Raw genomic sequence first — 21,711 nt, forward strand, 5'->3', positions numbered from 1 at the left:
CCTAAGTTACAGCGCCTTTTTTTGTCAGCTTTATTTATCCAGAAACGAAAAAACCCGTTAAGCGTTAACTTAACGGGTTTTCGTAATATGGCGCAGTGGACGGGACTCGAACCCGCGACCCCCGGCGTGACAGGCCGGTATTCTAACCAACTGAACTACCACTGCGCTACTTCTCAAGAGTGGTGGGTGATGACGGGATCGAACCGCCGACCCTCTGCTTGTAAGGCAGATGCTCTCCCAGCTGAGCTAATCACCCTTGTCTCTCGAAGTGGTGCGTATATTAGTGATCCAATTTTGGTTTGGCAAGCCCTAAACACGAAAAGATTTTTAAAGGATGTGGGAAAAGGAGGTTTTTTGTTCCGTTTAGCGGTTTAAAAACGTTTTGCGTACATGTAAGTATTTGAATTTGTTGGTTATTGTGTTTTGCTGTTGGTTTTTTTGATTTTCTTGCCGATAAAGCATGCTGAAGGCTTTGTTGTTGCAAAACAGCAACATGCACGTGTCAGTGACAAAACAAAAGCTGTGCTAGGAATATCGAAAGTATGACGCTGTAAAAAATGACAACAGCTAAAAAGAGTGGTTAATTATGTGACCTAGATCACCATAGCTGAGTTTCTTTTATGGATAAGCAGCACGGGCAATCATTTTAATAGACGTAAGGACTTGTTATGAGTAATCAAGTTACTGTTAGCAAAGTTAGTGTTTTTCTCGTAGCAGCAATTAGCGCAGGCTATTTGTTGTTGGTGGGTTACCTTAACTGGCCTTTTGTTTATGGCGTGTTGGTAGCGTTGCCAATTATGGCTTTGTTGTTTTTTAGCACCTCTGCAGCAGATAAGGCTGAGCAGAGTGCGCAAAAAACCAATGATGAAACAGAGCTGACACGTTTAGCGCAGGAGTTGTCTGAATCGACCACCACGAATGCGCTCACCGCCGCAGGTGTGAGTCACTCGGCAGTACAGTTAAGGCAGAAGCTGGAATCCTTGGTGCAGACATCCGCCAGCATTGAAGCCGGTGCGCAGCAGATGATTGTCACTGAACAGCAGACCGCGCAGTTAAGTGAAAGCGGTTTGGAAGCTGCTAGTGAAGTGCGTGAGCATAGTGAGTCGGGGCAGGCGGGATTGCATAAAAGCATTGCCGGCATGCAGCAGTTGAGTCAGCAGGCTATTGAAAACAGCGCGTTGGTTGATAGCCTGAGTCAACGCAGTAAGGAAATTCAACAAGTCACCTCGGTGATTCAAGAAATTGCCAGTCAAACCAACCTGTTAGCACTGAATGCGGCGATTGAAGCCGCGCGTGCGGGAGAGTACGGTCGCGGCTTTGCTGTAGTGGCTGATGAAGTACGCAGTTTAGCCGGTCGCACTGCAGCAGCCACTGAAGAAGTGGACACCATGGTGACCGACATTCAACGCCACACGACTCAGGTAGCAGAGCAATTACAACGATTGATGGCTGAGCTAAATGATAGCGTCGGCTTGGTCGAAACAGCGGGCGAGCAGCTGGATACTATTACGCGATTAGCGACTAACGTTGAGGCGCAGATGTCAGAAATTGCTGGCGGCACACAAAATAACCGTTTGCGTTTGGATGAGTTATTTGGCTCGGTGGCCACTATGCGTCAGGATTTATCAGTCAGCGACGTGCAAACGGAGCAGCTGAGCCAAGCTGCCTTGTCGTTAGAAGAGCAAACTGAACGTATTAGCGAGCGTTTATCAGAAATTAGCCTGTCGCAGTACCACCAAGATGTGTATCAGCTAGCACGTGATGCAGCAGAAGCCATAGGTAAAAGATTTGAGCAAGATATAGACAAGGGTGTGATCACCCAAGGCGCGCTTTTTGACCGTAATTATCAGCCTATTCCTAATACGCACCCACAGAAGTACCGCACAAGCTTCGACAGCTATACCGATTCGGTATTACCGGAAATCCAAGAGCCTGTTTTGCAAAAGCACCCGGGCGCAGTATTTGCTATCTCGGCCACTCAGGAAGGCTATATTGGTACGCACAACACCCAGTACAGCCAGCCATTAACGGGCGATAAAGAGCGCGATTACTTAAATAACCGCACTAAGCGTATTTTCAATGACAAGGTCGGCAGCCGCAGCGGCAATCACCAAAAACCATTACTCTTGCAAACCTACATTCGCGAAACCGGCGAGCACATGCACGACCTCTCCGTGCCTATCTATGTACACGGCAAGCATTGGGGTGGGTTTAGGATTGGCTATCACCCAGAGCGGGGCTAGGGCGGACTAGTCTTATTATGTGCCGCTTCTGCGGCTCGTTTAAACTCTAGCGATATTGTCTGAGTTGGCTGTACAGTTTTCTAGCATTACACTTATTGATAAGCATTTTCCACAGCCCTCAAGGTTGAGCGCCCAGTTTCACTTGAAATAAAGTTGTTTGCCGAGTGTAAAATTAATCAGCGTCGACTAGAATGTATTGTTTGTGGTATACCAATCGCAGGCACAGGCAGTTGGCCATTATCAAGAAGAACAACAAGCAGGCCAAGCTTCATACTAACTGGATGCTTGAGGGCTAACACCTAAAGCTAGTGTTCGGCTTGGTTAGGGCGGCAAATACATGCAACACAAAGCAGAAAAAAGAACTTTGTTTTATCTGTAAAAAAAATATTAAAGTTTTTTTAACCCAGACCGATAAACTAATCAAGCAAGTATGATTTCAAGCTTAAGGCACGGTACTTAAGCTTTTTAATGTAAAACGTCCAGTGGAGGACAACATCATGGCACTATCCGTTAATACTAACGTTTCCGCGTTAAACACTCAGCGTAACCTAAACGCATCTACCAATCAGTTGTCTGTCTCTTTGCAGCGTCTTTCTACGGGTTCGCGTATTAACAGCGCTAAGGACGATGCCGCGGGCTTGCAAATTGCTAACCGCTTGACCAGCCAGATTAATGGCCTAAACGTAGCCGTTAAAAACTCTAACGACGGTATCTCCATGGCGCAAACCGCTGAGGGTGCGCTGGAGCAGTCCACCAGTATTTTGCAGCGTATGCGTGACTTGGCGCTGCAATCAGCTAACGGCTCTAACAGTGCCGATGAGCGTAAAGCGCTTAATGGTGAAGTGAACGAGCTGAAAAAAGAGCTAGATCGTATTGCCAACACCACCAGCTTTGGTGGTAAAAAGCTACTGGATGGTGGTTTTGGTACCACGACGTTCCAAGTGGGTTCGGCGGCTAACGAAAGCATCAGCGTGAAGATTGATGAGATGAGTACTAGTTCGCTAAAATCCACTTACAGTTCAGGAACACTAAGCGGTGCAGCTTCGGGTGCAGCTAGTACTGACAAGTTTCTAAACTTAGCGGTAAAAACATCAGGTACAACCGAAGCTCAGGTGATTTCAGTAGCTATTAATGGTGGTGAGTCAAAAGAAGAGCTAAATCAGTTAATAGCAACAACTATCAACGATGCTAACATCGGTATTGGGGTGCATGAAAACGCAGCTGGTGGCTTTGATGTTCTATCGAAAGATACAATAGGTGCAGCAGCGGGTGATATTGAATCCATAAGCTACATAACTTCTGGAGCTGTAGCAGCCAGTGGTGCTATCAATAAGGCTGTAGTGAGTAGTGGAAATGTAGGTGTTGTAAAAGATGCAGCTATTAAAGATTTGTCACTTGAAACTGTTACAGGTGCGCAGAAGGCCATCCTAACGATTGATCAGGCAATTCAAAGCATCGATGCCCAGCGTGCAGATCTCGGTGCAGTACAAAATCGCTTTGAAAACACCATATCCAACCTGCAAAATATCGCAGAAAACGTCTCGGGTGCTCGTGGTCGCATCAAAGACACTGACTTCGCCTCAGAAACTGCCAACCTAAGTAAGCAGCAGATTCTGCAGCAAGCCGGTACCGCGATTCTGGCTCAGGCCAACCAACTGCCACAAGCAGTCCTCAGTCTGCTGCGCTAAACCGCAAACCCAGACCGCCCCGCAAGGGGCGGGAATCAAAAAAGGCCCGCACAAGTTGTGGGCCTTTTTTATATGAAAGTTAACATGTTGAACTGGCCAATTAGCTAAAACCATCCGCCGCGGCGAACTGGAAACCACCAGCATCAACCAGGCTTATTTGCAACGCGGCAATTTGCATGTAGAGTTACTGGGTCGCGGTTTTGCCTGGCTTGATAGCGGAACCCACGAAAGCCTGCTTGAAGCCAGCCTCTTTGTCGAAACAATTGAGAAGTGCCAAGGCTACAAAATTGCCTGCCTGGAAGAAATCGCCTATAACAACGGCTGGCTAAGCAAAGAACAGCTACGAGAACAAGGGCAAGCCTTAAGCAAAAATAGTTATGGGTAGTATTTGTTGGATTTGGTTGAAAGAAAATGAAGATTCTTCATGTCGGAATTTATGACAAATTGCTGCCACCATTTATTGAACTGATTAAAAAAAGTTTTGATTTTAATCAGCATGTGTTTTTATTACATTTAGGTATGGGTAACATCCCTCACGACCAAAATGTAAAAGTTTATGAGCGTAAAATAATAGAAAGACTGAAATTTTATTTCGTTGCGCTACTCAAAATGCACAGGTCAGATAAATTAATACTGCATGGTTTATTTGATATAAAGCTTATCTTTGTTCTCTTCTTCACCCCTTGGCTTTTGAGAAAATGCTATTGGGCTATATGGGGCGGCGATCTTTATGTGTATAAGTCGTATGAAGTCCCAGCCAAGCAAGGTGAAACCAAAAATATTTTGGTAGGTAACTCTGCTGATCCAAGCAATAACCACCTTAAAGCTCTTGAAAAGCTTTTGCCTTTTAAAGAACAAGATATCGCTATCTATTGCCCGCTTTCATATGGAAATCATGAGCATGCCCAAAAAGTTATTAAGCAGGGTAAAGAATGGTTTGGTGATAAATTTAAGCCGCTGACTAAATTCATGCCGTTTGATGAATATTTAAAGCTGCTGGGTACCATCGATATAGCGATCTTTAACCATAAGCGACAGCAAGCGATGGGTAACACCATAACTTTATTGGGGCTGGGTAAAACAGTTTATATGCGCAGTGATACCACGCAGTGGCAGTTTTTTCAAAATAAGCAAATAACAGTTGGTGATGCGGAAGAAATAAAAGACTTAAGTGTTTTAGATGTGAGCGGTAATAGAGACAAGATTAAACAGCATTTTTCGAAAGAGAACTTTATTAGTCAGTTGGAAAGTATTTTTGAGAGTGGTAATTAAATGAAAGTTGCTTTTTATTTGATGAATTCTAAAGGTTTGTACGTGCTGCAGAATTTTTTAAATAAGTTTGGTGGGTGTGCAGTTGAGTATGTTGTTGGCGCAAGAGATTTAAATGTTCAAAATGATTATTTTTATGAAATAAAAAGCCTAGCTTCACAAGCTCAAATAGGCTTTTATGAAAGAACAGAGTTTCCAGTAGAAAAAGAGCGACGGTTCAATGGCTATAAGTTTTCAGTTGGTTGGCGTTGGTTGATTAAGAATGAAGAAAACCTGATCGTGTTTCATGATTCTTTGTTGCCAAAATATCGAGGATTTGCTCCATTGGTTAACTCGTTAATTAATAATGAGCAGGCTTGCGGGGTAACTGCTTTATTAGCAGATGCCAAGTACGATTGCGGTGATATAATAGAGCAGAAATCAATTTGTTTTGACTATCCGCTAAAGATCCAAGACGCAATAGAGAAAATTGAGCCACTTTATTTTGATTTGATTGATAGGATTTATCAGAAATTATTAAATGGAAAGCATCTTGACAGGCAAGAGCAAGATGATAGCCAAGCTACTTATAGCCCTTGGCTAGATGAGGAAGATTATTTTATAAACTGGCAGTGGTCGGCTGAGAAAATAGTTAATTTTGTAAATGCCGTTGGCTATCCATATAATGGCGCAAAAGCAAGAGTTAATAACAGTGTAGTTATTTTTTCGGATGTTGAGTCAGTTAATGATTTAGTCGTTGAACACAGAGAAAGGCATATAGGGAAAGTGCTTTTGGTGGAGGATGGTTGTCCTGTAATTATATGTAAAACTGGGATGCTTAAGTTGATTGAAATTAAAACCCCAACAAATGAGCAAGTAAAAATAAACTTTAGAAGTAGGTTTTGTTAGTGATTACATTCAATCTTCCCCCTTACACCAGCAACGAAGACCAATATGTTCTTGAAGCCATGCGCAGCCCCAAGATGTCAGGCGATGGTCCTTTTACGCAGAAGTGTCAGACTTGGTTTGAACAAAAACTGCCATGCAAGCGAGCGTTGTTAACGCCTTCCTGCACAGCAGCTTTGGAAATGGCAGCTATTTTGATTGATACCCAAGCTGGGGACGAAATCATTATGCCCAGTTATACATTTGTTAGTACTGCTAATGCTTTTGTATTGCGTGGGGCAAAAATCGTTTTTGTCGATATTCGCCCGGATACGATGAATATTGACGAAACCAAAATCGAAGCAGCTATTACGAATAAAACCAAAGCCATCGTGCCAGTTCACTATGCCGGCGTTGCTTGTGAAATGGACAGCATTATGGATATTGCCCAACGCCATAATCTGTATGTGATCGAAGATGCCGCTCAAGGCATGATGAGCAGCTATAAAGGTAAAGCGCTAGGCACAATAGGCCATTTAGGTGCATTTAGCTTTCATGAAACCAAAAACTACACCAGCGGTGGTGAGGGTGGTTTGCTGATTATTAACGATGAAAAATTCAAAGAACGCGCTGAAATCATCCGTGAAAAAGGCACGAACCGCAGCCAATTTTTCCGTGGCATGGTGGATAAATATAGTTGGGTCGATATTGGTAGCAGCTATTTGTTGAACGACATCAGCGCTGCTTATCTATACGGTAATATTGAAAAAGCTGATGAAATCAACCAAAACCGCCTAAACACCTGGCAAGCCTACTACACAGGTTTGCAACCCCTTGCAAAAGCAGGACACATTGAACTGCCCACAGTGCCATGTCACTGCCAACACAACGCCCACATGTTCTACATCAAACTGGCAGATATTGAAACACGCAGAGATCTGATAGAGTACCTAAAAGCACAAGGCGTCATGGCCGTCTTCCACTACATTCCCTTGCATTCTTCTGTTGCGGGTAAAGAACTAGGCGTGCTGAGTGGCGAGGATGCTTACAGCACGAAAGAAAGTGCAAGGCTGCTGAGGCTGCCGATATTTTATGGAGTGAGCTGTGAGCAAATTGAGCGAGTTGTGGAGGCGGTTTATGGCTTTACAGATAAGGCGGGCTCAAAATTTGAGTGCTGTTAGGAGTAGCTTTGCAATGTTAGTTAAAGATGACACTTAACTTTAAGTGCTAGCTCGAAATAGTGGCTGAAGCTGTGCGCATAGAGATGGTGCCGTGTAATAGTAAGCCTGTATTGATTTACTATTTTATTTCATACTATTTTGGAGTTCCTTGAGCATTTTTAGACGCCAAAGCATAGCTTATCGTAGATGTTTCAAAATGCTATAACAAGACCTGGCACAACACTTTTGGTTTATAAATAATTAAATTTTAATATTAAATGGTATTTAAAGTGCATAATAAAATTCTTCATGTAATGGTTTTAGATAAGTTTCTCGTTCCTTTTATTGACTTTATTGATGAGCACTTTGGGCGAGAAAATCATCACTATGTTTTTATTGATATTGAAGAGTATAGTTACGGTTTAACCGTTGGGCACAAAGTTGAATTCTTGTATACAGATGAAGATGTTTTTATTACCTTGCTTTCATACATGCAAGATGCACAAAAAATAATCTTACATGGATTGTGGCGCAATGAAATTGATTTGTTGCTGTTGCAGAACCCAGAATTATTTAAGAAAAGTTATTGGGCTATGTGGGGTGGGGATTTTTACTTTCCAGAAAGGCAGTCAAAAAACAGACACAAAACAATACAGAAAATAGAGAATTTTATCACTTATATTGATGGTGACGTTGAATATGTAAGCGAAAATTATTTCGCTACTGGTAAGATCCATGAAAGCTTTTTTTATCCAAGTAATTTATATAAAGAATACGATGTGCCTGCTAAAAAAAATAATACACTCAATGTGCAGGTGGGTAATTCAGCAGATCCGACTAATAATCATCTCGAGGTGTTAGAGAAGCTTTTGCCTTTTAAAAGAGAAGATATAGCTATTTATGTACCGCTTTCTTATGGAAACCAAGAGTACGCGCTAAAAATTATAAATATAGGAAAAGAATGGTTTGGTGATAAATTTAAACCGATCACTGAGTTTATGTCTTTTGACGCATACTTGAATCATCTAGGTACTATTGATATAGCTATATTTAATCACAATCGTCAACAGGCCATGGGTACTATAATAACATTGTTAGGGTTGGGTAAAACAGTATATATTCGTAGCGATACAACACCATGGAGTTTTTTTAAAGAAAAAAATATAGTTGTAGGTGATGTGAAAATAATAAAAAAATTAAATTTATTAGATGTGTATGGTAATCAAGAAAAGATAAAACAATATTTTTCGGTAGATAATTACGTTGGTCAATTGAAAAGTATATTCAACGATACACCATCTTCATGTGATTACTTTAATGTTAATATGCTTGAGCTTGAAAATAAAAAATTAAAAAATAAATCTGAGCGTCAAACTGTCTGTAATTCTGCTAGTGTAGATAAGTTGTTGCAGCGCAGTCTTGAGGAAAGCGCATCTATAATAGAAATAAACAGGCCATTTTTTAGTGTTGTGATGCCCGTTTATAATAGAGTTGATTATGTTGCTGACTCAATTAGGTCTTTGTTGAGTCAAGCTTTTACTAATTTTGAGTTGATTGTAGTAGATGATGGTTCTGCTGATGGTTCGGTGGATATAATTAGGTCTTTTAATGATTCGAGAATTGTTCTTGTAGAAAGCTCACATATTGGGGCAGCAGCTTCGCGTAACTTGGGTTTGGCTAAATCAAGCGGTGACTTTGTTATTGCTCTTGATAGTGATGATGTTTTTCTTCCAGGAGCTTTAGAGCGTATTGCTGGGACTATAAAAGAGTTTCCAACCTATGATGTCTATTACGGTGATTTAGAGATATTTTACGAAAATGATGGTTCTTCATCTTTTACTAAATATCCAGATTATGCATCTGTTGATATTTTACCTATTTTAATAAAAGGCAACTGTTTGCCGCACGCAAGTACGGCTATCCGGTGGGAACTTTTTAAGACCTATGGTGGATATAATACAGCGTTCGTTCGTTGCCATGATTACCAGCTATGGACAAGGCTGGCTGCCAGTGCAAAATTTAAAAAAGTTGATTCGGTTAATTATCAATGGCGTATACACGGCAATAATCTTTCCAGTACAAAAAGTAGGTTTTTTGAGGGTAAGGTAGTCCTTGATGCTTTTTTACGTTATCCGGTCAGTAGATTGTTTCCTGATCTTAAAGATGATAGTGCTGGAGAGCTTGAATCAAGCCTGAGAGTTATTTCAATTCTTGAGGGCTTGGGTGAATATACACTTGCAATTAGACAGGCTTATAAACTTTATAGTAACGGATTTGATGTGTCTAGCAGGCTGGAAGGTCTACTTGAAGTTGCAGGTAGCAAGTATTCACCAATGTTTTCGGTTATTTTGACCACGTTTAACAGACCTGAACTCCTTGAGTTTGCACTTGATAGTCTTTCCAAACAAACACTAAAAGATTTTGAGGTTGTTTTGGTCAATGACTTTGGTGTTCCATTGGAGGGGCTTTTGTCGTCTTATGATATCCCCATCACTTATATTCGACAAAAGAAAAATCTTGGGGTTGCCGCAGCTAGAAATATTGGTATAAAGACTAGCAGTGGCGAAAATATCGTGTTTTTGGATGACGATGATTTTTTTAGGCCTGACCATTTACAAACTTTAGCCGATTGTCTTGATGATAATCCAGGAGCTGTTGTTTATTCTGATGCGTGTTTTATAGTCGAAGAGGTTGAGGGAGGTAATCGAAAGGTTCTTTCTGAAGAAGTGCGTTACGCACATGACAATTATTCTAAATATAGGCTTATGGTCGATAACTACATCCCTGTCAATACGTTTAGTTTCCCCAAGAGGCTTTTTGAAAGCATAGGTGAATTTGATGTTAGTTTGAAGGGGCTTGAGGACTGGGACTTTCTAATTAGGTTGGCTAATGTTTCTAACTTTTACCATGTATCTAAACAAACTGTAGAGGTAAGGATGCGGACTGCCTCAGCAGATCCGGAAAGACGAAGTATTCAAGCTCACTCTTTTTACCCGGAAATTTACCAAGAAATATATCGCAGATATCCATCACCTAATCAGTTTGTAAAAAATGAAAGAAATAAGCTGCTTAAAAGAATGGGGATCGATGCTAGTGGCTCTCATACTGCTGATATTAATATTTGGTTAAACTCCAGGCATGTTGAAAATCATCGTGACCACATTAAAGATTTACCTGCCAGCGATATTAACGTTTATGTTTTATGTTGTGGTAATGATATTTCATTCGTTGATACTGAAAAGTTTTCTAGCGAAACTATAGAAGTTTCGTATTTGGTTTCTCCTGAACAATATATAGAAAATCTTGTTCCTGCTGAAAAAGCTGTAGTTAAAGAAACGACTACTATCGCTGAATGCTTGGTTCAGCAGCTCGAACATTCTGCTGCTGAATGGTTTGTGTTATTGAGTCCAGATGATGTGCTAACCTCTAGCGGCCTGCTCATGGCTCAAATAGAACTCTCCAAAAATCCCAACCTTAGCGCCATCAGTTTTGACGAAATCTACCGTATGGAAGGCGGCGGTCTGGGCGCTGCGTTCCGCCCGGCTGGAAACCTTGATTATTTGCTCAGCTTTCCTGCTGGTATGTCACGCCATTGGCTATTTAATCGCAAGGCGCTGCTGGAAATTGGCGGTTTCAACCCTGACTTGCCGGATGCTTTTGAGCTTGACGCCATTTTACGCTTGGTTAACAAGGGCGGGCTGGAGTGCATCGGGCATGTGTCCGAGCCGCTGGTCATTACACCGCCGCCGGCACTGGCCAACGTGGACGATGAGCGCAAGGCAATTGAGCAGCATCTGCGCGAGCGTGGTTACGAACACGCAGAGCTGCATGCGCCGAATCCGGGCCGTTACCAGATTCGCTACAACCATCCGGGCCAACCGATTGTGTCGGTGGTGCTGGCTGCGGGCAATAATTTGTCTGCCTTGCAGCGCTGTGTCGAGGGTTTGCTCGGCAATACCCACTACCAGAATTTCGAAATTCTGTTTATTCAACAGCCGGATTCAGGTACTGAGGTAAAAGAATGGCTGGATGGCCTGGCTGCCATGCAGGAGCCTAAGCTGCGGGTGTTTGCCAGCCGGTATAAAACACTGGCAGAGCAGCGTAACCAGGTGCAGGAACATGCCATTGGTGACTACCTGCTGTTTCTGTCGCCGGATACGGCCATTGTGGCGCAGCACTGGCTGGATGAAATGCTCAACCATGCCCAGCGCGGTGAGGTGGGGGTTGTTGGAGCCAAGCTGTTGACGCCGGGTGGTGAAATTGCCCATGCCGGTTATATTCTGGGGCTGGAAGGGCCGGTAGGTGCTCCTTTTGTTGGCGACCCCATGGATGCGGCCGGATATATGCAACGCCTGCAGGTTGATCAGAATCTCAGCGCCGTTGGTGGCGATTGCATGATGGTGCTTCGCGAGCTGTTTGTGCAGGTAGATGGTTTTGCAGATGGCGAGCTGGTTGACGAATATTTGTCTACGGATCTCTGCCTGCGTGCTCGTGAGGCCGGGTTTTTGGTGGTTTGGACTCCACATGCACAGCTCATGCTGGATAAGGAGCAAACTGCGCTACCAACGGCTGAGCAGCAGGATGTAATGTATGAAAAATGGTTGCCGCAATTAGCGCGTGACCCTGCCTATAACCCGAACTTTTCCCTTTCCATGCCGGGTGGTTTCAAGCTGGCAGACAGCCAAATTTCCTGGCGTCCACTGGATAGTATTCGTCCGGCACCTGTGGCTTTGGTGCATCCTGCAGATTTGATGGGCTGTGGTCATTATCGGGTTATGCAGCCATTTTTGGCGATGAAAGGTGAGGGGTTGCTGGACGGTGCTATTTCGACCGGCTTGATGCATGTGACCGACCTAGAGCGTTACAACCCAGACTGCATTGTGTTGCAGCGCCAGATTGGTGATGCTCGGCTGGAAGCGATGCAGCGTATGCAAAAGTTTTCTCGTGCGGTCAAGGTTTATGAGCTTGACGACTATCTGCCTAATCTGCCGCTGAAAAGCGTACACCGCAAGGATATGCCGAAGGATATTCTCAGGTCATTGCGCAGAGGCTTGAGTTTTGTTGACCGTTTTGTTGTTTCTACGCATGCACTCGCAGAAGCCTTTTCCGGGCTGCATGGCGAGATTGTGGTGCGGGAAAACCGTTTGCCACTGAGCTGGTGGGGCGGTTTGCAAACAGAGCGCCGTCAGGGCAAGAAACCACGTGTTGGCTGGGCGGGCGGCTCAAGCCATACCGGCGACCTTGAGTTGATTGCAGACGTGGTGCGTGATCTGGCGGATGAAGTGGAGTGGGTGTTTTTTGGCATGTGTCCGGAAGCTCTTAAGCCTTACGTGCATGAGTTTCATGGCGGAGTACCTATCGAGCAATATCCAGCCAAACTTGCCTCATTGAACCTGGATCTCGGATTGGCGCCGCTGGAGATAAACCTGTTCAACGAGTGCAAAAGTAATCTGCGGCAGCTTGAATACGGTGTGTGCGGTATCCCAATTATTTGCACCGATATCCGTCCATATCGCGAAGGCCAGCAAGCTGGGCTACCGGTAACGTTGGTGAAAAACCGCTACAAAGACTGGGTAGATGCCATTCGCATGCATATCAATGAGCTGGATGCTACTGCGCGCATGGGGGATGAGTTGCGAGCTAAGGTATTGGCTGAATGGATGCTGGAGGGTGCGCACCTTAAACGCTGGCGCGATGCGTGGGTGGGGAAGTAAGGCTGCTGCGTTGTATTAAAGCATCTGCTTAATACGCTCAATCCCTACTCTCATTTTGTTAATAAAAAATGCAGAAATAAGCTATTATTAATAAAATCCTCGCTTGGTTAATAAAAAATGTCCTACGTGGGTTAAGAATGAATGGCCCCCTTGTCGCCCTTGTGTGTCAACCCAACCCCCTAATTGATAATGTTATCTCAAAATCAGCTGGCTCATGCTTAGGTTGATGCACGGGGCCTTGTTGCCAGAAATTGCGTAGATTATGATAGATAATACTCTTTTTAGGTATTATCTATACAAAGGTTTCTAGATGAAAGTTTTAGAGTGTGTCAATCAGTTACCTACATCGCTTATTTCCCATGGCATGCTGTCAGCTGTACTTTCAAAATCAGTTAGTAATGTCAACAATAAGATCGCCAGTCTAGTTGCATCGGGTGATTTGATCCGCCTTAAAAAAGGGTTTTATAGCTTTGCACAGGCTTACCGTAAACAGCCTATTAACCTCTTAGCGATTGCCAATGGATTGTATGCACCCTCTTATGTGTCTTTTGAATATGCGCTTAGTTGGTATGGTGTTATACCTGAGCAAGTGGTGCAGGTGACTTCAGCGACCAGTAAAAACAATAAGCTGTTTGATACACCGCTAGGCAGGTTTAGTTATAAAAAAGTGCCTATGAAAGCTTACTCGTTAGGCGTTAACTGGCATTTTGATGACGTTGAAGGCGGGCTATTTATTGCCACGCTAGAAAAAGCCCTTTGCGATAAAATACGCTATGAGTGGGGTTTAGGCTCGCTAACTCAGGAGCAAATGCTGGAGTATTTAGAGCATGATTTGCGCGCTGAATTACCTGCTGACATCAACATAAATTTAATAGAAAGCATCGCCACGGCTTACCGTTCAAAAAACTTAGCTACCTTGGCAGCCCTGCTAAGGAAAAAAAGACTATGACACATCCTGCCATTATTAACATGCTTAGGCGCTATGACTTAAGCACGGCTCATTCCAGCTATGATGCCTTGCGCGAAATTCTACAAGAGATTGTTTTAGTTGCACTTTATGACGCTGGTTTTTTCAAGCATGCTGCTTTTTATGGTGGAACGGCATTAAGAATTCTCCACCAATTACCTAGGTTCTCAGAAGACCTAGATTTTTCTTTGCTAAAGCCACAACCAGATTTTGATATAGCCCCCTTTCAACAGGCCATTGTCGAAACATTACAGGCCTATGGTTTTACTGTAACTATTACAATAAAAAACAAAAGCACCAACAGCGCGGTCGCATCGGCCTTTATCAAAGGTCATACACAAGAACACTTAATTAATATCCAGGCACCAACTGCTGTCACCCAAGCAATTCATAAAGAGCAAACAGTAAAAATTAAGCTAGAAGTGGATACAGACCCACCTCTAGATTTTCAAACGGAAGACGTGCTTCGCCTTGTTCCTAGAGCTTATAGCGTTAAAGCGTTTACATTGCCGAGTTTATTTGCAGGTAAAATGCACGCAGTGCTGTGCCGCGCATGGGGCAACCGGCCCAAGGGCAGAGACTGGTATGACTTGGTTTGGTATGTCGGCAATGGTACGGAACTGGATTTAACTCACCTGCAGGCAAGGCTTGCGCAGAGCTGTAAATATTTAGAAAGTAACGGTATTTCCCTGCCAGAACAGATAACGCGCGATGCAGTAATTAAACTATTAGAACAGCGGATTACCAGCCTTGATATTGCAAAGGCTAGGGCGGACGTACTGCCGTTTATTCGAGACTCTCGAGAACTTGATTTATGGTCGACTGAGTTTTTTATGCAGGTTGTTCAGCAATTATGAATACCATCTGTCGCGTAACAGCATCACTTCAACTAGGTATAGGTCATGTCACGCCCCTTAATCCTAAGCGGCTGCTTGCTCTCGCTGCTTACAATAACGCCAGTTTTCTCTTGCGAACTGGGCTGACAGTGAACGCTAGTAGGTTAGGCTGGCTTATGCGGTCCGCGCGGAATAAAAGGTTCATATATCCAGCAAGGCAGCATCCATTCCGAAAGCGATATCCGTACTGGTGGGAGCTGAGAGCCTTGACTCGTGTATTCGATTTTGCAATTATTGAATACGATATGACCGAGAGGAAATTGATATGTCTAAGCAAACAACGATGACAGTACGCATGAGTGGTGTGCTAAGTGATTTTGTTGCGTCTAACGTGGGCGAGCATGGCAGTTTTGAGAATGTGAGCGAGTACCTGCGCGATTTGGTGCGCAAGGATAAAGAACGCAAAGAGCAGTTAGATTTTGAGCGCCTTAAAAACGAGCTACAACTCGCTTTTTCTGCCCCAGACTCAGCTTACAGTCTTTTAACCGCTGACGATATTATTTCGCGTAATCGCTGATGAGCAGGCCACAAGTACGTATTCAGGCTGCGGCATCTTTGCGTATTGATGAAATTTATCGCTATACGCGCAGTAAGTTTGGCGCCACTCAAGCCGAAAAATATATTCGTGATCTTTTTAATAGCTTTGAGCAAATATCTGACAACGCGGTTATCTCGCGTCCTATCCCTGCTGACTTTGCAGTTCATGGCTTCTATTACCGCTATGAGCGTCATTTTGTATATTGGAAATATCTGGGTAACGGCGATATTGGTATTGCCACTGTTTTGCATGAACGAATGCATCAGATTGAACGCTTTAAATATGACTTTAAGAGTTGAAGCTTGGGGAAACACTGAACTGAACAGCCTCAGCCTTTCCAAGCGGTTCAGGCTTTATTAGACCACTACAACAGCGGCTTATTGCCACTACTGCTGGTTTTGCATCCGCTCAACCCAGCAAACGTAAGCGCCCTTAAATCAGCACCCTTGCAGAACGGCTACTTAGCTTAATCCAGTTCTACATTCCAGGGCAGCAGGGCTTCGAGTTTTTCTAATGTGTCAGCGACAGCTATGTGGTCAAGAATGTGTTTGATGTAGGCGTGCGGATCGAGGCTATTTGCTTTGGCGGTTTCTATCAGTGAGTAACAAGCGGCGCTGGCTTCTGCGCCTTTGCGGGTGTCAGCAAACAACCAGTTTTTACGGCCAATGGCGAAGGGACGAATGGCATTTTCTGCCAAGGCGTTACTGATCTTGAGATCACCGCGCTCGCAGTAGCCTTCCAGGTATGGCCATTGGTTTAAGGTGTAGTCGATGGCTTTTCTGAGCATGCCGCCTTTCATGACTTTCACAGCGTTCTTCTCCAGCCACTGCTTAAACTCTTTCAGCACAGGCGCGCTGATTTCTTGCCGTGCTTTTAAACGTTCTTCATCTGTTTTATCAGCGATGCTGCTCTCTACACGATAGAGTTTGCGGATGTAACTGAGCGCTACATCGGCTTTGCTTACGGTGCCCTTCTTGGCTTTAGCCTTGGGATTTGCACTTTTATCCGCCTCAACAAATTTACGTCGTGCATGGTCCCAGCAGCCGATGCGCGTAATCGAATTGGCTTGGCAAACTTTGCTATAGCCTGAGTAGCCATCCGCTTGCAGTACGCCCTGGAAGTCATCTAACAGGCGCGCAGCTACACTGCCTGCACGTGAAGGATCGTATTCAAAAAGAACACTCTGTTTTTCGGGCGGTCCGCCACGGATAACCCACATCCATTTATCCGATTGCGCTGTTTTACCGTCTTCCTTGAGCACTTGCAGACGGGTTTCATCCGCTTGCAAGTAATTACCGCTGTTTTGTACCTCGCGCATTAGCTGCAGCAAGGGCTTTGCTGCATCACCAAAGCGTATACACCACTGCGCCATGTTGTTGCGGTAAATCGGCTGGCCTAAGCCTTTAAATTTACTTTCTTGGCGATATAGCGGCATACCGTACTGGTATTTATCGGCAATAACGTGGGCAATCAAGGCGGTGGTAACTGAGCACTTGCCAAAAGGATGTACGGGGCGCTGTGCGGCTACCATCTGCTCGTCTTGTGTATCGGTTTCAGAGGTGAACACGGCTTTTTCTTGCCAGTGCTCCAGCACTTTGAGTTGGGCTGGAATGTAGTGCAGCTCTTCTTTTACTTTAGTGAAGAAGGTTTTACTAGCACCGGCTTTTTCTAGTTCAGTGAGCTGGTGTTCAATGCGCTCACGTACAAGGCTTGCAGAAAAACCACGCTTACGTGTCTGGCGCTCTTTACGGTGCTGAGCAATGCCTTCGCCTTCATCAGACGTTTCAGGCAAAGTATCAAACAGTTCATCGAGCTGGGCTTCGAGTTCGGATTCATCAAAGAGGTTGAGCTGAAACTTAGACTTTTCGCTGCTGGCACTGAACTTTTGTGTTTTCAGCAGACGGTTCATTTCTTCCAGCAGTTCAATACGGCGATGGGCATCTTGCAAAGCAGTGCTCTGCTCATCAATAACAGCTTGAAACTGTGCCACAACCAAACGTAATTCAGCGGCACTAAGGCCGCTTAAATCAGGGGTTTTCATGGTGGATTTAGGCTGTTTTTTCATGCCGAAATTATAGCAAAATCCGCCACCAAAAGCACCCTTAAAAGCAGCTAAAACCCAGTAAAATCAAGCTATCCAAGGCTATCGTATTGTAGTTTTTTATGACCTTTAAACAGGCTGATATCGTAGCCATCCAACAGCCAATTTATTTGCTCACCGGTTAAAGACAGTAACTCATCAGCTGGCTTGGGCCACTTAAACTTCTCTTCTGCCAGAGCCTTGTAATACATGACAAAACCGTTGTCTTCCCACATCACACATTTGATTTTATTACGCTGGCGATTAGTGAAGGCATACAACGCACCACTGAACGGATTGTGGCCAAGCTCTTGTTCAACCAGCAAAGCCAAGCCATTGGCTTGCTTCCTAAAATCCACCGGCGCACGGTACAGATAAATTTCCGGCATCTGCTTAGCTGGCCGTAAATAACGCACCTTCATTACAACTGCCGCAGTATCGCCACGGCGACATCCAAGTTGCCCGCGGTAATGCCTGACAGGCGCATACCGCTGGGCAAATGCAATGCAATGCAAGCCCATCTTGTACTGAGCTAGTCGCCAGCTGAGTAACTCGTGCAAAACCAACAGGCTTTGACTCTGGCGCAGAAGCAACAAGCTTCTTACGCCAATAATTAAACTGCGCATAATTGAGCTCATGCTGTTTGCAAAAAGACGCACCGGATAAACCGGAGCCTTGCCAAGCCACCATATGCCGCTGCCAAAACTCATAACGCTCGCGCGAGCTCGCAGAACTCATAACCAGTACCTCCAAAAAAGACGAGGACTAGTTTGAAGCGGTATAATGCAAGATAAAAGATGCTGATTTAAGGGCGCTTACGATTGTTAGGGCACGACTTTTACGCGGTTGATTGCCCGGCAAGATAGGTGCTGCTAGCGGTTGGGTGGCTTTGGTTATTCGTAGCCTCGGTGCCTGCGCCCATCGAAGGCGGATTTAGCGTAGCGGGTCAGCAGTTAGAAGTTTGGGCTTTACTTTGTGGGACCCGACTTGTCGGGGAATGTGGAGTGCACTGCGGTCGAACCGTGCAGCAGGCTTTAAGTTACTGCCATGGCTTAATTTTTGGTTCCCTGACAAGTCAGGTCCCACACTAGGCCGTGCACTATAGGCAGCCCTGCACAATTAGCTCAGATTGACTTCAGCTTGGTCACAGCCCCAAAGGGTTTGGTGCTTAATAGTCTCAACGGAGTTGGTTTCTAGTCCGCATCTCCCAGAAGCTGGGCTTCAACAGGTAAAAGTTAGCTTAATGCTTCGCGGACAAAGTCTGGGTTTTTGATAAACAGCTTAATAAGTGACTGAGCTGCACCTGATGGACGGCGTACACCTTGCTCCCAACTCTCAAGTGTTCTGACGGAAACCCCTAGGGTTTTAGCAAAGCTGGCTTGGCTCATTTGTGCTTTTTGTCTGGCTAGGGCGACGTCTGTTTGGGTTATTTCGTGTGCAGCGGCAGGCTCGTTACGCGCGATTTCTTCTATTCCGGCCAGCAGTTCAGCTTGAATATCGCGTTTTGCGTCTCGGCGGTCAATTGCGGATAAGTGATTCATTCAGTGCCTCCACATACTTGCGTAAAGTTTTTTTATCCAGCAGCTCAATGGCTGATTTTCCGTAGATGGTCAGCAGCCAGATCTGTCCATTGGTTAATTTGTTGTAATAAATGACTCTGACACCGCTGCGTTTACCTTTTGTGCTTGAGTGCCAACGGATTTTTCTAATTCCGCCCGTGTCTGGCTCTACATCGCCAGCGTTAGGATTTGTTGCAAGAAAAATTTTGAAGTCGCTGTATTCTTCATCAGTCCAATAATCTGGGTAGTATTTGTTGAAGATACTGGTTTCGCAAATAGTGTACATTTAAGTAGCCCTTCCTTGTACTACAGAGTAGTAATCATCCTGATAACTTTAGTGTGGGTCAAGTGCTTTGTTGTTTACAGCTCTGTTAGAACGCAACTTTTGCGCGATTAAATATCTGCCGACTCAATAGCTTGGGCTTTGCTTTTGTGGGACCCGACTTGTCGGGGAATGTGGAACGCACTGAGGTCGAACCGTGCAGCAGGCTTTAAGTTACTGCCATGGCTTGATGTTGGTTCCCTGACAAGTCAGGTCCCACATTAGGCCGTGCACTACAGGCAGCCCTGCACAATTAATAAGCTCAGATTGACTTCTGCTTGGTCACAGCCCCTAAGGGTTTGGTGCTTAATAGTTTTAACGAAGCTGGTTTTAGCCCGCATCGCCCAGAAGCTCGACTCCAACAGGGTCAGTGCTTTGGAATGCAATCATTGGTAGGAGCGCAACTTTTGCGCGATTAGGTTTTCCGGCAGTGCTGAAGTTGGTTTTTAGCTGTTTATCACCCAGAAGCTGGACTCCACAAAAGCGGGTTCCAATAAAGGCAATAAGGCAGTTTTATTCAACGCTGAAGAAGTGCTGCATTACCTGTATCAGTGCTTCGCTGTTTTGTGCGCGTAGATGTTGGCGGATTTGTTGTACGAGGCTGCCTTGTACGCGAAAAACGCTGGGTGGTAAGTGCTCAAGACCTTGGGAGAAAGGGTGTTGCGTTGAGGAAAGACGTATAAAGCCCTTTCTAGTCAGTTCGATTTGATCGACTGCATCGTAGCCGATGGTACTTTCGTAGCGTACATAGCCCTCATTGGCCAGCCAGAGCAGGGTGCTGAGGCATTGCAGTTGTCGAGGATGGGGTAAACCGACTTCATCACGGGGTAAAATGCCCACTAAATCATCCAGATAAAGCGTGATTTTTCGCGGAAAGGCTTGGTAGAGATTGACCAAGCCTAACGCTGCATCACGATAGAAGTCGTCTATGTGTAAATCCATTACTGATGCTTATTGGCTATAGGTTTTCAGGAAGTTTCCGATTCGGCCAATCGCCAGCTCAAGCTCATCCACACGCGGTAAAGTGACAACGCGGAAGTGATCCGGCCATGGCCAGTTGAAGGCGGTGCCTTGCACAATGAGTAGTTTTTCTTGTAGCAGTAAATCCAGTACGAATTTTTCATCGTTGTGAATAGGGCACACTTTAGGGTCTATTTTCGGGAACGCATAGAGCGCGCCCATAGGTTTCACACAGCTTACTCCTGGGATGTCGTTAAGCAACTCCCAAGTGCGGTTGCGCTGTTCAAGCAGTCGTCCATTGGGCAGAACCAGATCGTTAATGCTTTGGTAGCCGCCTAGTGCAGTTTGGATGGCGTGTTGTGCTGGCACGTTGGAGCACAGACGCATGTTGGCCAGTATATCCAAGCCTTCGATATAGCCTTTGGCTCTGTGTTTGGCACCAGATACTACCAACCAGCCTGAACGGAAACCCGCGACGCGGTAAGATTTTGATAGGCCGTTGAAAGTTAAGAACAAAATATCATTGGCTAGCGAGGCGATGCAGCAGTGTTTGGCATCGTCATAGAGGATCTTGTCGTAAATCTCGTCCGTTAAGACAATTAAGTTGTGTTGGCGGGCGAGTTCGACAATTTCCTGCAGCAGTTCTTTTGAGTACACCGCCCCGGTTGGGTTGTTGGGGTTGATGATTAAAATGGCTTTGGTATTGCTGGTGATTTTGCTACGAATGTCATCCAGATCGGGAAACCAGCCGGCTTGCTCATCACACAGATAATGCACGGGCTTGCCGCCGGATAAAGTGGTGGCAGCGGTCCAGAGCGGGTAGTCGGGTGCAGGAATGAGTACTTCGTCACCGTTGTTGAGCATGGCTTGCATAGCCATAACGATGAGTTCGGAGACACCGTTACCTAGGTAGATATCTTCGATGTTGACGCCTTCAACCTGCATTTTTTGGTAATACTGCATCACTGCTTTGCGTGCGCTAAATAAACCTTTTGAGTCGCTGTAGCCTTGGGCTGTGGGCAGGTTGCGGATGACGTCCTGAAGGATTTCTTCGGGTGCTTCAAAGCCAAAAGGCGCCGGGTTGCCAATGTTTAGTTTTAAGATGCGTTGGCCTTCGTCTTCAAGGCGTTTGGCATGTTTCATAACTGGACCACGGATGTCGTAGCAGACGTTGGCAAGTTTGTTGGATTTGCTGTATTGCATGAGTTGCCCCGAAGAATGAAATTAAGAGCGATAAAATTAGCTGCTTATAATGCCATTTTTTTTGCCGCTTTGCTTGTGCTGGCGTAAGAATGTTTGGTTATTGAGAAAGCATGCAGCGCTGCGCCTGTTGGAGCCCAGCTTCTTGGCGATAGCGGACTAAAGCCCAACTTTGGTGCTGCAGGGCAATCATTCGCGCAAGAGTTGCGCTCCTACCTAAGAGTGCGTTACACAGCACCGCTTTTGTGGCA

At 44.9% G+C, this 21,711-nt stretch carries 17 protein-coding genes, 2 tRNA genes and 1 pseudogene; 11 read left to right on the forward strand and 9 right to left on the reverse strand.

The features are described from left to right. Nucleotides 1–88 precede the first annotated feature (88 nt). Both QEZ41_RS11255 and QEZ41_RS11260 read right to left on the reverse strand, forming a co-directional pair. Nucleotides 89–165, reverse strand: a tRNA-Asp gene (locus QEZ41_RS11255). A gap of 15 nt (nucleotides 166–180) precedes the next feature. Further along, nucleotides 181–256: transfer RNA gene (locus tag QEZ41_RS11260), tRNA-Val, on the reverse strand. A 412-nt stretch (nucleotides 257–668) separates the two neighbouring features. Between QEZ41_RS11260 and QEZ41_RS11265 the strand changes: the two genes are divergently transcribed. From QEZ41_RS11265 to QEZ41_RS11315, 11 genes and pseudogenes are all read left to right on the forward strand, one after another. Beyond that, nucleotides 669–2,243: a methyl-accepting chemotaxis protein gene (locus tag QEZ41_RS11265; RefSeq protein ID WP_289411691.1), complete on the forward strand. Its 1,575-nt coding sequence runs from the start codon at nucleotides 669–671 to the stop codon at nucleotides 2,241–2,243. Between the two features lie 497 nt (nucleotides 2,244–2,740). Then, nucleotides 2,741–3,931 carry a flagellin gene (locus QEZ41_RS11270; RefSeq protein ID WP_289411692.1) on the forward strand — a complete coding sequence of 397 codons (1,191 nt, stop codon included), beginning with the start codon at nucleotides 2,741–2,743 and terminating at the stop codon, nucleotides 3,929–3,931. Between the two features lie 118 nt (nucleotides 3,932–4,049). After that, a pseudogene (locus QEZ41_RS11275) lies at nucleotides 4,050–4,316 on the forward strand (sugar phosphate nucleotidyltransferase); the annotation flags it as partial. Nucleotides 4,317–4,342: 26 nt separating this feature from the next. Then, nucleotides 4,343–5,203 carry a TDP-N-acetylfucosamine:lipid II N-acetylfucosaminyltransferase family protein gene (locus QEZ41_RS11280; protein WP_289411693.1) on the forward strand — a complete coding sequence of 287 codons (861 nt, stop codon included), beginning with the start codon at nucleotides 4,343–4,345 and terminating at the stop codon, nucleotides 5,201–5,203. Further along, entirely contained in the window at nucleotides 5,204–6,088 is an 885-nt protein-coding gene (locus tag QEZ41_RS11285) for a formyltransferase family protein (protein WP_289411694.1), read from the forward strand. Then, on the forward strand, nucleotides 6,088–7,245 hold the full coding sequence (gene rffA, locus QEZ41_RS11290; protein WP_289411695.1) for a dTDP-4-amino-4,6-dideoxygalactose transaminase: 1,158 nt from the start codon (nucleotides 6,088–6,090) through the stop codon (nucleotides 7,243–7,245). Before QEZ41_RS11285 ends, rffA begins: the two co-directional genes overlap by 1 nt. A 269-nt stretch (nucleotides 7,246–7,514) precedes the next feature. Further along, nucleotides 7,515–12,938, forward strand: coding sequence for a TDP-N-acetylfucosamine:lipid II N-acetylfucosaminyltransferase family protein (locus QEZ41_RS11295; RefSeq protein WP_289411696.1), 5,424 nt, complete (start codon nucleotides 7,515–7,517; stop codon nucleotides 12,936–12,938). 310 nt (nucleotides 12,939–13,248) lie between these two features. Then, complete coding sequence (locus QEZ41_RS11300; protein ID WP_289411697.1) at nucleotides 13,249–13,887, forward strand: type IV toxin-antitoxin system AbiEi family antitoxin domain-containing protein; 639 nt, start codon at nucleotides 13,249–13,251, stop codon at nucleotides 13,885–13,887. Next, nucleotides 13,884–14,762, forward strand: a complete 879-nt coding sequence (locus QEZ41_RS11305; RefSeq protein WP_289411698.1) for a nucleotidyl transferase AbiEii/AbiGii toxin family protein — start codon at nucleotides 13,884–13,886, stop codon at nucleotides 14,760–14,762. The genes QEZ41_RS11300 and QEZ41_RS11305 overlap by 4 nt, the downstream gene beginning before the upstream one ends. Nucleotides 14,763–15,066: 304 nt before the next feature. Further along, on the forward strand, nucleotides 15,067–15,318 hold the full coding sequence (locus tag QEZ41_RS11310) for a ribbon-helix-helix domain-containing protein (protein ID WP_289411699.1): 252 nt from the start codon (nucleotides 15,067–15,069) through the stop codon (nucleotides 15,316–15,318). Continuing rightward, complete coding sequence (locus QEZ41_RS11315) at nucleotides 15,318–15,638, forward strand: type II toxin-antitoxin system RelE/ParE family toxin (RefSeq protein WP_289411700.1); 321 nt, start codon at nucleotides 15,318–15,320, stop codon at nucleotides 15,636–15,638. Before QEZ41_RS11310 ends, QEZ41_RS11315 begins: the two co-directional genes overlap by 1 nt. Nucleotides 15,639–15,805: 167 nt before the next feature. Here the strand turns inward: QEZ41_RS11315 and tnpC are convergent, their stop codons facing one another. The 7 genes from tnpC to QEZ41_RS11345 all read right to left on the reverse strand — a co-directional run bounded on the left by tnpC (nucleotide 15,806) and on the right by QEZ41_RS11345 (nucleotide 21,463). Further along, nucleotides 15,806–17,404, reverse strand: a complete 1,599-nt coding sequence (gene tnpC / locus QEZ41_RS11320; protein WP_289411701.1) for an IS66 family transposase — start codon at nucleotides 17,402–17,404, stop codon at nucleotides 15,806–15,808. A 68-nt stretch (nucleotides 17,405–17,472) separates the two neighbouring features. After that, the gene (gene tnpB / locus QEZ41_RS12055) at nucleotides 17,473–17,841 is read right to left on the reverse strand and encodes an IS66 family insertion sequence element accessory protein TnpB (RefSeq protein WP_434556814.1); all 369 of its coding nucleotides are present in this window, start codon (nucleotides 17,839–17,841) and stop codon (nucleotides 17,473–17,475) included. Continuing rightward, a complete protein-coding gene (gene tnpA, locus QEZ41_RS12060) occupies nucleotides 17,813–18,157 on the reverse strand; it encodes an IS66 family insertion sequence element accessory protein TnpA (RefSeq protein ID WP_434556815.1) in 345 nt (114 codons plus the stop codon). Before tnpA ends, tnpB begins: the two co-directional genes overlap by 29 nt. 497 nt (nucleotides 18,158–18,654) lie before the next feature. Next, complete coding sequence (locus tag QEZ41_RS11330; protein WP_289411703.1) at nucleotides 18,655–18,960, reverse strand: helix-turn-helix domain-containing protein; 306 nt, start codon at nucleotides 18,958–18,960, stop codon at nucleotides 18,655–18,657. Continuing rightward, nucleotides 18,938–19,264: a transcriptional regulator gene (locus tag QEZ41_RS11335; RefSeq protein ID WP_289411704.1), complete on the reverse strand. Its 327-nt coding sequence runs from the start codon at nucleotides 19,262–19,264 to the stop codon at nucleotides 18,938–18,940. The genes QEZ41_RS11330 and QEZ41_RS11335 overlap by 23 nt, the downstream gene beginning before the upstream one ends. Before the next feature lie 549 nt (nucleotides 19,265–19,813). Beyond that, entirely contained in the window at nucleotides 19,814–20,242 is a 429-nt protein-coding gene (locus tag QEZ41_RS11340) for a hypothetical protein (RefSeq protein ID WP_289411705.1), read from the reverse strand. 9 nt (nucleotides 20,243–20,251) lie between these two features. Beyond that, nucleotides 20,252–21,463, reverse strand: a complete 1,212-nt coding sequence (locus QEZ41_RS11345) for a pyridoxal phosphate-dependent aminotransferase (protein WP_289411706.1) — start codon at nucleotides 21,461–21,463, stop codon at nucleotides 20,252–20,254. Between the last annotated feature and the right edge of the window lie 248 nt (nucleotides 21,464–21,711).

It is taken from the genome of Thiopseudomonas acetoxidans (assembly GCF_030362935.1).
Classification (GTDB): domain Bacteria; phylum Pseudomonadota; class Gammaproteobacteria; order Pseudomonadales; family Pseudomonadaceae; genus Thiopseudomonas; species Thiopseudomonas acetoxidans.

Coding starts and splice junctions, on each gene's coding strand:
- QEZ41_RS11265 (WP_289411691.1), top strand. CDS start 669: ATGAGTAATCAAGTTACTGTTAGCAAAGTTAGTGTTTTTCTCGTAGCA.
- QEZ41_RS11270 (WP_289411692.1), top strand. CDS start 2,741: ATGGCACTATCCGTTAATACTAACGTTTCCGCGTTAAACACTCAGCGT.
- tnpB (WP_434556814.1), bottom strand. CDS start 17,841: ATGAAGGTGCGTTATTTACGGCCAGCTAAGCAGATGCCGGAAATTTAT.
- QEZ41_RS11310 (WP_289411699.1), top strand. CDS start 15,067: ATGTCTAAGCAAACAACGATGACAGTACGCATGAGTGGTGTGCTAAGT.
- QEZ41_RS11345 (WP_289411706.1), bottom strand. CDS start 21,463: ATGCAATACAGCAAATCCAACAAACTTGCCAACGTCTGCTACGACATC.
- QEZ41_RS11330 (WP_289411703.1), bottom strand. CDS start 18,960: ATGAATCACTTATCCGCAATTGACCGCCGAGACGCAAAACGCGATATT.
- tnpA (WP_434556815.1), bottom strand. CDS start 18,157: ATGAGTTCTGCGAGCTCGCGCGAGCGTTATGAGTTTTGGCAGCGGCAT.
- QEZ41_RS11300 (WP_289411697.1), top strand. CDS start 13,249: ATGAAAGTTTTAGAGTGTGTCAATCAGTTACCTACATCGCTTATTTCC.
- QEZ41_RS11315 (WP_289411700.1), top strand. CDS start 15,318: ATGAGCAGGCCACAAGTACGTATTCAGGCTGCGGCATCTTTGCGTATT.
- QEZ41_RS11340 (WP_289411705.1), bottom strand. CDS start 20,242: ATGGATTTACACATAGACGACTTCTATCGTGATGCAGCGTTAGGCTTG.
- QEZ41_RS11305 (WP_289411698.1), top strand. CDS start 13,884: ATGACACATCCTGCCATTATTAACATGCTTAGGCGCTATGACTTAAGC.
- QEZ41_RS11335 (WP_289411704.1), bottom strand. CDS start 19,264: ATGTACACTATTTGCGAAACCAGTATCTTCAACAAATACTACCCAGAT.
- QEZ41_RS11285 (WP_289411694.1), top strand. CDS start 5,204: ATGAAAGTTGCTTTTTATTTGATGAATTCTAAAGGTTTGTACGTGCTG.
- tnpC (WP_289411701.1), bottom strand. CDS start 17,404: ATGAAAAAACAGCCTAAATCCACCATGAAAACCCCTGATTTAAGCGGC.
- QEZ41_RS11280 (WP_289411693.1), top strand. CDS start 4,343: ATGAAGATTCTTCATGTCGGAATTTATGACAAATTGCTGCCACCATTT.